The sequence below is a fragment of the Acetonema longum DSM 6540 genome (assembly GCF_000219125.1).
Taxonomy (GTDB): domain Bacteria; phylum Bacillota; class Negativicutes; order Sporomusales; family Acetonemataceae; genus Acetonema; species Acetonema longum.
On sequence record NZ_AFGF01000211.1, the window covers coordinates 16,546 to 27,076 of the forward strand.

General features: G+C 45.6%; 10 protein-coding genes and 1 riboswitch. Of the genes, 4 read left to right on the forward strand and 6 right to left on the reverse strand.

Annotated elements, in window-relative coordinates:
* Positions 1-68 precede the first annotated feature (68 nt).
* Together ALO_RS16960 and prfH are read left to right on the forward strand one after the other, a co-directional pair.
* Positions 69-1,133 (forward strand): RNA ligase RtcB family protein, encoded by a 1,065-nt coding sequence (locus tag ALO_RS16960; protein ID WP_004098444.1) that lies wholly within the window; start codon positions 69-71, stop codon positions 1,131-1,133.
* A gap of 14 nt (positions 1,134-1,147) precedes the next feature.
* Complete coding sequence (gene prfH, locus ALO_RS16965) at positions 1,148-1,759, forward strand: peptide chain release factor H (protein WP_040293754.1); 612 nt, start codon at positions 1,148-1,150, stop codon at positions 1,757-1,759.
* Positions 1,760-1,826: 67 nt separating this feature from the next.
* On the opposite strand, the gene ALO_RS16970 is transcribed toward prfH, so the two are convergent.
* From ALO_RS16970 to ALO_RS16985, 4 genes are all read right to left on the reverse strand, one after another.
* Entirely contained in the window at positions 1,827-2,480 is a 654-nt protein-coding gene (locus tag ALO_RS16970; protein WP_040293755.1) for a DNA glycosylase family protein, read from the reverse strand.
* Between the two features lie 97 nt (positions 2,481-2,577).
* Positions 2,578-2,931 carry an antibiotic biosynthesis monooxygenase family protein gene (locus tag ALO_RS16975; RefSeq protein ID WP_004098449.1) on the reverse strand — a complete coding sequence of 118 codons (354 nt, stop codon included), beginning with the start codon at positions 2,929-2,931 and terminating at the stop codon, positions 2,578-2,580.
* Positions 2,932-2,955: 24 nt separating this feature from the next.
* The gene (locus ALO_RS16980) at positions 2,956-3,690 is read right to left on the reverse strand and encodes an L-2-amino-thiazoline-4-carboxylic acid hydrolase (protein WP_004098451.1); all 735 of its coding nucleotides are present in this window, start codon (positions 3,688-3,690) and stop codon (positions 2,956-2,958) included.
* A 255-nt stretch (positions 3,691-3,945) separates the two neighbouring features.
* Positions 3,946-4,662, reverse strand: a complete 717-nt coding sequence (locus ALO_RS16985; RefSeq protein WP_004098453.1) for a B3/B4 domain-containing protein — start codon at positions 4,660-4,662, stop codon at positions 3,946-3,948.
* Positions 4,663-4,708: 46 nt separating this feature from the next.
* A riboswitch (guanidine-I (ykkC/yxkD leader) is annotated at positions 4,709-4,805 on the reverse strand.
* A 281-nt stretch (positions 4,806-5,086) separates the two neighbouring features.
* Here ALO_RS16985 and ALO_RS16990 point away from each other — a divergent pair.
* Positions 5,087-7,549 (forward strand): ABC transporter substrate-binding protein, encoded by a 2,463-nt coding sequence (locus ALO_RS16990; protein ID WP_004098455.1) that lies wholly within the window; start codon positions 5,087-5,089, stop codon positions 7,547-7,549.
* 222 nt (positions 7,550-7,771) lie between these two features.
* On the opposite strand, the gene ALO_RS16995 is transcribed toward ALO_RS16990, so the two are convergent.
* Positions 7,772-8,689 carry a DMT family transporter gene (locus ALO_RS16995; RefSeq protein ID WP_004098457.1) on the reverse strand — a complete coding sequence of 306 codons (918 nt, stop codon included), beginning with the start codon at positions 8,687-8,689 and terminating at the stop codon, positions 7,772-7,774.
* Positions 8,690-8,753: 64 nt separating this feature from the next.
* Entirely contained in the window at positions 8,754-9,410 is a 657-nt protein-coding gene (locus ALO_RS17000; protein WP_004098465.1) for a B3/B4 domain-containing protein, read from the reverse strand.
* A 119-nt stretch (positions 9,411-9,529) separates the two neighbouring features.
* On the opposite strand from ALO_RS17000, the gene ALO_RS17005 reads away from it, so the two are divergent.
* Positions 9,530-10,399 (forward strand): LysR family transcriptional regulator, encoded by an 870-nt coding sequence (locus tag ALO_RS17005; RefSeq protein WP_004098470.1) that lies wholly within the window; start codon positions 9,530-9,532, stop codon positions 10,397-10,399.
* Positions 10,400-10,531 lie beyond the last annotated feature (132 nt).

Genomic DNA, 10,531 nt, shown 5'->3' on the forward strand with positions numbered 1-10,531 from the left:
GGCCGCAGCTTGGTTGCTGCGGCTTTTTTATGTCCATTTTTAAGCAAAGAAATAAGGAGAATCATCCCATGAGCAATATAACAATCATATCCAATGAAAAGAATTGGATGGAACATACAGCCGTCACTCAGCTGCAAGGAGTGGCAGATCTTCCTGGCGCCATGCAAACAGTGGGGTTACCCGACCTGCATCCGGGGAAATCTCCGGTTGGGATGGCAGTCGTGACCCAAGGGGTTATCTACCCGCATATCATCGGCGGCGATATAGGCTGCGGCATGGGGCTGTATGATACCGGACTTGACGGCAGAAAGTTTAAGCTGGAGCGCTGGGTTACCAAACTCAACAATATCCGGGAATTGGTCGATCTCCCCACAGTCAACCCCTATAATGAACCAAGCCCGATTTATGATTTGGGTACCATCGGCGGCGGCAATCATTTTGCTGAATTCCAGGTTGTGGACACAAGCTATGATCACACGGCTTGCCATGCGATAGGCCTGAAGGACAGCCAACTGCTGCTGTTGGTGCACAGCGGGTCGCGAGGCTATGGGCAAAGCATCTTAAAACGGTATCAGGATTGCCGGGGAATAACAGGGACGGAACCCATCAAAAGCTATCTGGAGGAACATGATCAGGCCATTCTCTGGGCTGAGAGAAACCGGGAAATCGTCGTCGTCAAGCTGCTCGATTATCTAGGCTATACACCCCAAGCAAAAAAATTAATCGATTGCCAGCATAATTTCATGGAACAAAAAGGAGACTTGTACATTCACCGCAAAGGGGCCGTATCCGCCGAAAGGGGACCGGTCGTTATCCCCGGTTCCAGAGGCGCCCTTACCTATATTGTACAACCGGCCGGGAATACAGCCATGTCCGCCTTTTCCCTCTCCCACGGCGCCGGGCGAAAATGGGCCAGGAGCTTATGCAAATCCCGCATCCGGGAAAAGTATGACCGGGACACCATTCGTCAGACAAAATTAAAAAGCAGGGTCGTATGCCACGATACCGACCTGCTGTTTCAGGAAGCGCCTGAAGCCTACAAAAGTATTGACAGTGTCATTGACATCCTGCTGCAATATGAACTGATTACTGTTGTCGCCACCCTGCGTCCGGTGCTGACTTATAAGGGGTGAGAAAAGTGAACGATATGCTTATTCAAATCACCTCCGGCAGAGGCCCCCTGGAATGTGAACTGGCCGTAGGAAAATTCCTGCAAGTGTTGAAAAAGGAATGCGGTGATGTGGAGATTGTGTCGCAGGTAGCGGGCGGCTATGTGCACTGCTATAAATCAATCGTCCTCAAAGCAACTCAAATCCCGGAAAAGATCGCCGGGACCATCCAGTGGATTGCGCAAAGTCCGTTTCGGCCCAAACATAAACGCAAGAATTGGTTCATTGGAGTCAGTATCATTCAGAAAAATGCAGCCAGCCAAAAGCAAACTTCTGACGCAGGTTTGATCCGGTTTGAAACTTTTCGCAGCAGCGGCAAGGGAGGCCAAAATGTCAATAAAGTGGAAACAGCCGTAAGAGCCATCCATGTTCCCACTGGCACCAGCGTTGTCTCCACCCAGGGACGCGATCAGCATACCAATAAAAAATTGGCTCTGATCCGGCTGAACGAAATTATCATGGAACAAAATATGGCGCAGGAACTTTTATGGAAGCAAGCCATGTGGATGCAGCACGAATTGCTGGAACGGGGAAAGCCAGTCAGGATCTATGAAGGGGCTGAATTCAGGCTGCTCAAGGTCAACCAGTAAACATCCAAAGTAAAACCAGGCCCGAAAAAAGCCGGGCCTGGTTTTACTGCATTTTCCTAAAATCTTATCAATGTGCTGTGACTCTTTTTCGCTTTGGCGCATAGTCTCTCATATTCTCCACTGCGCCGCCGGCCACAGCCCAAAGATACAGGCTGGCAACACTGCAGTAAGGACTGAATCGTCTGCGATATTTTTCAAACAGCTTCCGATCTATCTTTCTGTGATGATAAACCATGCGAAGCCCTCTCTGTATCGCCAAATCGTCAAAGCTAAAAACGTCGGGACGCTCCAGGCAGAAAAGTAAAATCATTTCAGCCGTCCACGCGCCAATACCTTTTAGGGCAGATAGCGCAGCAATCGCTTCCTCGTTGGTCTTCTGTCGGATTCCATCCAAATCAAAGCTGCCGTCCTGTACTTTTTGGGAAAAATCGATGATGTACTCCGCTTTGCGGAAAGTCATACCAAAGCCTTGCAGCTCATTCTCATTTGTTATGGCAATTTTGCCGGCAGTAACCGTCCCAAAGGTATTCTGCATTCTCTGCCAAATCGTTGCCTGTGCCTTTGTGGAAATTTGCTGTCCTATGATGTGGTGAATGACAGAAGAAAATAAGTCCGTATCCGTTTTCCGATAAATATGACCTATTTTCTCAATCACCTCTCCCAGTCTTTTATCTTTCTGCCTCAAATATTCTGTTTCTTTCTCGCCGTATGCAAAATACATGCGTTTAGAATCACTCCATTTTCCATTTTCCATTTTCCTCTTTTCCTTATTGAAAAAAACTTTTTCATTCATAATTATATCGCAGGATACGCGATCATTATAATTGTATATTAAATAACTCATTGGAATCTTCCGGAGCGCCTGACCGTTCGATATTGGTATAACTGCGAAGTTGAGACGCAACTGTAATGGTGTAGCTTTCAAATATTAAATCACGTCCCTGGCCCTGACTCATACGATGTTCTGTTTGATTACGCCATTCCCTTACTGCTTCCTCATTCTCCCAAACGGACAGACTCAGCAGCTTTCCTTCATTTACCAGACTGGAAAAGCGCTCCGCCCGTATAAACCCTTCGCTTTTTACGAGATCATGTTTAAGATTAGCGGCTAAGGCAAGATAACTATCCATATAATTCTTTTTTATTGTCACTTCAAATAAAACCAATATCATTACAAACACCTGCCTTTATCTGTTTCATTCCGGATCAACAAGCATAAAATTTTTCTTTGCTTCTGTACGAATCCGATCAGATTTTTCTTTTGAAAATATCTTTGCATATGCTTCCAAACTATTATCAATTATAGTATTGCCGGCGATAAATCCGTGTTCCAGATATAGAGTCCTTTGTAAAGTAGATAATAAATGCCCGGTCTGATAAAGGAATTTCTTTGTTATATTTGATAAATTATGCATCCTTTTCTCCATAATGGCATCGAGCTCAGCTTTATCATCAAAACGGCAACCTATCCACTTAAAGCCGCAGCAATCATCACCATCCGCTAAAACCTTGTCCATGTCCAGTTGTAATTGCGGGTTAAAACCATATAATATATTTTTGTCTATTCCCGCGCAATATATGAGACTGTATTTTTCGAACCCGTATTTCTTCCAAGTATCGTACCAGCCGCAACGAATTGTGCTTGTTTGATATATCGGTGCGTATGCATTAATTTCTACTTGGTTCCAGCCTTTGCTATCGAACAGTTCCGCATAGCACAGGTAACTTTTAATGGTCAATTCATCACCATTGGCCAGACATCTTTTCGCGCTTCGTAACCCTCGTTCCCTGGCCATGATGATTACCCCTTGCCTGCAGGTTTCCAGTCCTGTATCGCCAAGAGTTTCTTCACTGAATTTAGCAATCAATCCGAATAAAACCGCATGATCACCAATATAAAAATCCATCTCATTATTTTGCCTGTCGCGCATACTTTGTCACTCCCTGTTTTACTATTCCGGTATATAATTTTATTCTGTCCTTATTGTAGCACGGCAATAATTCGGCTAGAATCGAAGTATGGAAGTCTTCACTTGATTGCACTTTCCGGACCTGCCAGGATCATTTAGCGGGTAAAATCGGGGTTGCTTTGTTGCTTGAAATGAATTTTATTGAAGAATCAGAAAAAAATAATACAAAAAGGGCCCAAAGCATTTGATGAGCTTTGGGCCTTTAGAATTTATTTCTTATTCTCCTACTCCTATTAATACTGCTTTATTGTTGTTGTCCAGAATTGAAATCTTACACGTTCCGCCTAAATGATCCGTTACTGTACCTGCCAAATCTTTTAAAGCATTCTCAAACTCTTCTAGCCTGTTTGCATCAATTAACTCAATACACAAAAAAGCATTCTTTGTATTTTCAGTGAGCATTGTCCTTACTGATTCGCGCCAATTCCAACATCTGCAAATGGCTCCTGCGTTATCTTTATATATTATCTCACCTTCATAAGGCGGTGCGTTTTCATCCGTCCCCAGCGTAACAAATTCTTCATTGCCAACTGCCTTAGTCAATCGTATATCCCCAGCAAATGTATCAATATCCTCGCCACCACAAGGCAGTCCATATCTTAATGAAATAGAATTGTAAATATCAACCAGAGGATTAATAGTTCCTAGATGATTTCCGCTATGCACGCGTTTTAGTAACGCCTCAATTGATGATCTTGTACCCTTTTTTGTTTTAAATTTTTGAAATGCTTCTCTCCATACTTTTATAACTTCATTACTGCTGAATTCTGCATTCTTCAAATACTTTAAGGCTTCCTTTTCTGAATGGTAAATCATATCCTTATATTTGTCTGTATTTGTTATAGAGTTATCTATGCCCTGGCAAGTAATGACACCAATCCTTGCATTGGGAAACAGGTTCCAAAAGCCATCTTCAATAACAAATTTTTTCATAAAATACCTCCACAATAAATAAAAAGCCATAGAAATATTATGAAATAACTCCCAGGCTTTTATCCTTCCTTGTCCACAGTCCAACTTTGCGTTTTCGCTCGGACCTGCCAGCTGTAAACTGCGGAACCCTGGAAAACTTAAATACAAGATTAAGCGTTAGTTTATCATTACAGGTTAATTTTAGCATAATATCAAAACAATAGCCATACTGGTCCAACAACTAGAGAGATTCGTTAACAGGTAAAAACTGACGATTATAGCAACTACTGCTCCTCCCCATTCCAATCACCCAGCCAGTTCGGCGATGGTCCCCGTGCCTCGAAACACTCTTCTACAAATCTCGCCTTCAGGGCAGGAAAATAATGGCCGGTTACCGAAGTACTGAACATTTGCAATACTATGTAATGTCGGGAGGAAATACGGGATGTTCTGGTCTAAGAAGGGTTCCAACCTAGCTTCAACGACTCCGGATTTTAAACCTGCGCCCGCCAAGCAACAAGATGGAAAGGCTATCCTTCTCCGGCACAATCAAAAATGCGCTGTGGACAAAATCCGTAACAAAATCGACGAAACAGGGTTTGCAGCAGATAGTCTCATTCAGATCACCACCGAAATCGCGCAATCGGCGGAAACGCAGATGAGCTCGATCGAGAAGGTGGTCGATGAGATCAATAATTACTCGGCCTTAGCAGAAGAAGTATTCGCGAGCACGGAAAACTCCAAGCAGATTTCCGATAAAACTCTGGAAATAGCGCAAGAAGGAACCGCCGCCGTGGGAAATTCGATCGCCGCGATCAGCGAAATCGGCGCCTCCGTGGACGAGGCCAAACAAGTTGTCACCGCTCTGGAGGCCAAAGCGGCTCATATCAACGAACTGCTCAATATGATTAAGGACATCGCCCATAGCACCAACCTGTTGTCCCTCAACGCTTCGATCGAAGCGGCGCGGGCCGGCGAAGCCGGCAGAGGCTTCGCGGTGGTCGCCCAGGAAGTCAAGAAGCTGGCCCTGCGCAGTGTTGAATCGGTGGAATACATCGGCCGCACGATTACCGAAATTAATCAAAGCATCGATAAAACGCTGGGAGCCATGAACGCCATCGCGGCCAAAGTCGAGCTGGGAACTCAGATTGCCAACAGCACTGCGGAAGTGTTCGGCACTATTATTGCCGCCGTAAACCGGAGCGGCGGGGTCTATGACGAGATTCACAGCGCCATTTCCAAGCAGACGGCCAGTCTTGAACATGTAACCGACTCGGCGCAAACTATGGGCAGTTCCTTCGGCAAACTGATGTCCACCGCTGAGCTGGCTTCCCTTTACACCCAATTTGTGAAAACATCTCTCAACTCGCTCACGGACGCTTCCACCGAACTCAGGAGAATAACCGCTCAAATGCTGGAGGAGTCGGACAGCGCCTCGTTTAAAGGCAGCGAAGCGCGGACAAGCGTTCCGGAAACCATCGATACGTTTATTCCGTTCATGTCCACCAGTTGGACGGGAGGACAGGTCATTTCCAATGTCCACACCGGCCTTCTGTCCATTGATTCGGCCGGACAGCTTTGCCCGGGCCTGGCCAAGAGCTGGCACCTGGAAGAGAACAATACCTGGGTCTTTAACCTGCGCCGCGGCGCCAAGTTTCATAATGGGCGGGAAGTATCGGCCGAGGACGTCAAACGCTGTTACGAGATCATTCTGAATCCGGCGACCCGGTCCCCCAACAGCTGGACCCTGCAGTATGTCGACGGCGCGGAAGAATATATGGCTGGCAAAGCCGCCTCCGTGCGGGGCATCCAGGTGCTGGACCGGTACCGTATCAACATCCGGCTGTCTTCGCCTTACAGCGGTTTCCTGCTCAACCTGGGTCAGTTCTATACTTCGATCATCGACCTAGATGAATTATCTAAAGGAAATATTGTCGGATGCGGTCCCTACCGCCTGGCCGTCAGCGGAGACGAATGCCGTCTGGAAGCCTTTCCGGACCATTATAACGGCGAACCTTACACCCGGCGCATCAGCGTCCGGATGGCTCCCAAAGAGGCTCCCGAGGAGTTCCTCAATGGCGCCTACGACTTCATGCTGATCGACAGCAAGGCTTTGCTGGATAAGGTGAAAGGCCGGCCGGGGATTACGATCACCGATTCTCAACTTATGGGCATCTATTACGCCGGCTTCAATTTGATCTCCCGTTCGCCTTATATCCAAAGCCGCGAGGCCAGAAAAGCCCTCAATCACGCGGTTAATAGAAAACGGATTATCGACGAGCTGTTGGGCGGACTGGGCATCGAGGCCAAGGGTCCGTATCCGCCCGGCATTGTCAGCGATCCCGGCCTGGCAGGCTACAAATACAATCCGCGCTTGGCGAAAGAGCTGCTGGCAAGCGCCGGGCTGAGCGGCGCACCCAAGCTCAGGATTCTATATCGCGAGGACGCCGGAGGCAGCTTATTCAACAAAATTACCGAGTATGTCAAGGAAGACCTGGAGGCGGCCGGCATCGACTGCGTCCTGGTGAATACCCCGTCCGCCGGCTATCTCAATGTCAACAATATCCGCGAAAAATGCGATGTCTATATCGGCAGGTGGATCGCCGATACCGGGGACCCCGACAATTTTCTGCAGCCGTTGTTCACTCCCGATCTTTCCACCAACCGGTCTTCTTACAAAAACGAGGCCGTCAGCCGGAAAATGGCCCTGGCCAACAAAATTCTCAACCCCCAAAGACGGCTCGAGGCGTACCGCGAGATCCAGCAGATCATTTTCGGAGACGCGCCTTGGATTTTCCTCTATCACCCGAACATCGCCTTTGCTTGCCACAGCCATATATCCGGCGTCAAGTTCAACTCGCTCGGACTGTGTAAATATGAGGATATTATTGTGGGCAAAGCCGATTAGCGAAAAATGCTGAAATGCCATCAGATTATGTGAAGTCTGATGGCACAGATTGTACAAAGCCCACTTTTAAGCCGCAAGGCTAGGAAGTGGGTTTTGATCTACAATAAAGAATACCTGATCGAAAATCATAATAATAGAAAACAGGTGTAGCGAAGGCAAAAGAGTATAGATGCATTTGCGTAAGGTTTCGCTCTTCTCTATACCGCGAGTGTGACTTTCGCATCAGTTACTGTTATGGCTTATTTGAGGATGGATTCTATAATTCATTAATATAATTGATCCTATTACCAGAAAGATACCAATAAGATTCATCATATCTACCTGCTCTTTAAAGATCGCAACGCCAATCACCGCCGCAATGACCGCTTCAACGGACGCAATCACAGGGACTTTGCTGCTCTCTGTGATTTTTTGCAAACCCTGATAGTAGAAAAGATATGCGATTGCTGTTGGTATCAAGGCATAGAGAAATCCCAATAGAAGCACACTCTCATTCCAAGGAACGGGCGTTCCCCAGGGATTCATAAAAACAACGAGGCCGGCTGCAGCAAACAGATAGCTATATGTGCTGATAACAAAAGCATTGCTTTTTTCTCCGGCTAATTTCCCGATGATTGCGGTCATGCCATAACAGAAACCTGATCCAATTCCACAAAGAATACCGGTCAGCGAGAAAAGCATTACATCAAAATTTCCACCAGTCGCAGCCAAAGTGCACCCTGTGATATTTACAAGCATTGCCGCAGATTTTACCCATGTGAATTTTTCGCGTAACCAAAAGCAAGAGGCTATGGTAGTAAATACCGGGGCAGTATTCATCAAAACGGCACTAACCGTAACGCCGGTCAGAGTGACGGCTATGCTATAAAACACATTATAAATTCCATGGCAAACAAGGCCTAGAAGCGCACATAACAGCAGTGTCTTTTGGTTTACACGGAGAGAAGGAACGCCGAACTTTGCAACGGTAATTATTGCGAGGATAATGAAGGAAAAGGCCATACGCAGAAAGCTTGTAAACGCGAACGATGAACCATATTGTTCCATCAACTGAATAAAAGGACCGATGCATCCCCATAATACACCGGCGACAAAAACCTGTAAATATCCCTTAAATTCCTGGCTTTGTAATACCCGCATTAAAAGATAATCCTTTCCGATTGTGCATTTCTCCATGTATCTTTACAAATACGGGAGGACCATATTACACGATCCATATTTCAATACCTCTGACCCCACAGTACTGCTCCAAGTTTGCAGAAAACTGCTCTATCCATGGCTTGAGTCCTTTGCGTCCATCAAAAGAATAAAAAACCGAAATAACATTGCGATTGCCACTTTGAATCATAGCTCTGCAGCTGTCGCTACTTGGATTGCCAAACGGCCCGAGATCATCATACAGAACAGGGAGATGCTCAATATTCACACTCCCCTTCCCAATGCCATCGTAATGAGTACCATCTTCGGCGCGTCGCAGTTCAACAGCCCCCTTCAACTCGCCTAAATCATAGGAGCCAATGGAGTAACCGGAGGAAACGGAGATCAGGTTATTGACCTCCACAACATTATTAATGTGATATAGCTCTGAGTTCTTTATAATTCGCCGCAGCATGGCTTCTGCCGCATTACGATACTCATGAGGTGACTTTCCAAGCGCTTTATATGCCTGTCGGGTAGCCGCAATATGCGGATTTTGCACAATAGCATCCAATGTATATTCATCAGATAATTTAGCAATAGCACTATCAAAAATGTCGAGGAGTTTGGTAGAGCTGGGCTCTACAGTTACTTTGTAGTGCAAAATGCCAAGTACGGTTCCCGGACATACTATTTTGATTTCATCAGATATAGATATTTTCATTGTATCCTCCTACAGCTCAAACATTGTTTTTTCCTTGACCATATTGTAGAATAAATCTATCATAAAGTAAAACTAAGATTTGTTTGATTTATATTTAGTATGACTTAATGGAGGTATTTATGGAAAGTGCAAGATGCAAGGCTTTTTTGGCCGCTGTTGAAGCTGGGAGTTTTTCAAAAGCGGCAGAAGTTTTGAATTATACTCCCTCCGGGGTGAGTCAACTTGTTAATGCTCTTGAAAATGAACTAGGTTTTTCTCTGCTGCGCCGAAATAAAAAAGGGGTAATCCCAACCGAGAATGGAGAGAGAATTTTACCTGCTGTGCGGGAGTTTCTTTTGCAGGAAAATCGTATTTACCAACTTGCGGCTGAAATGAATGGCCTTCTGATAGGCAGCATTACAATCGCTGCATACTCTAGTATTGCAACACACTGGCTACCGGGTGTTATTCGGGCGTTTCAAGAGAATTATCCGCAAATCCAAATCAAACTGATGGAAGGAATTCGGCAGGAAGTAACTAAATGGCTAGATGAAAAAATTGCAGATGTGGCCTTTTTGAGCTACAAAGAACCAATGCCCTATGACTGGATACCGCTTGTTAAAGATCAAATGCTGGCCGTATTGCCGAAAACACATCCACTTGCCACTGAAACATCATACCCGCTTCAGAATTGTGAATACGAGCGTTTTATCATGCCAGCTCTTGGACGCGACGTTGATGTAGTTGCACTATTTCAAAATAATAATTTAAATCCGAGCATCCAATTTTCTACGTTAGAAAATTTCGCTACTATGGCTATGATTGAACAGGGGTTAGGAATGAGTATTATGAATGAATTGATCACTCGCAAATGGCAATGTGATGTCGTAAAACTTCCCCTTGACCCCCCACAACAAATTACGTTGGGTATCGCACTTTCATCATTGGAAAATGCATCACCGGCGGTTAAACGATTTGTCCAATATGCTGTAGATCGATTAACTGGTTAAAAAGCGCTCTGGTGCAAAAATTCCATCGTGCCAAGTTCCCGAACATCGACTTCGCTTACCACAGTCATATATCCAGCATTAAGTTTACTCGTTTGTTGGCAAAGTTGAGCTGAAAAAATGCNNCACATATAG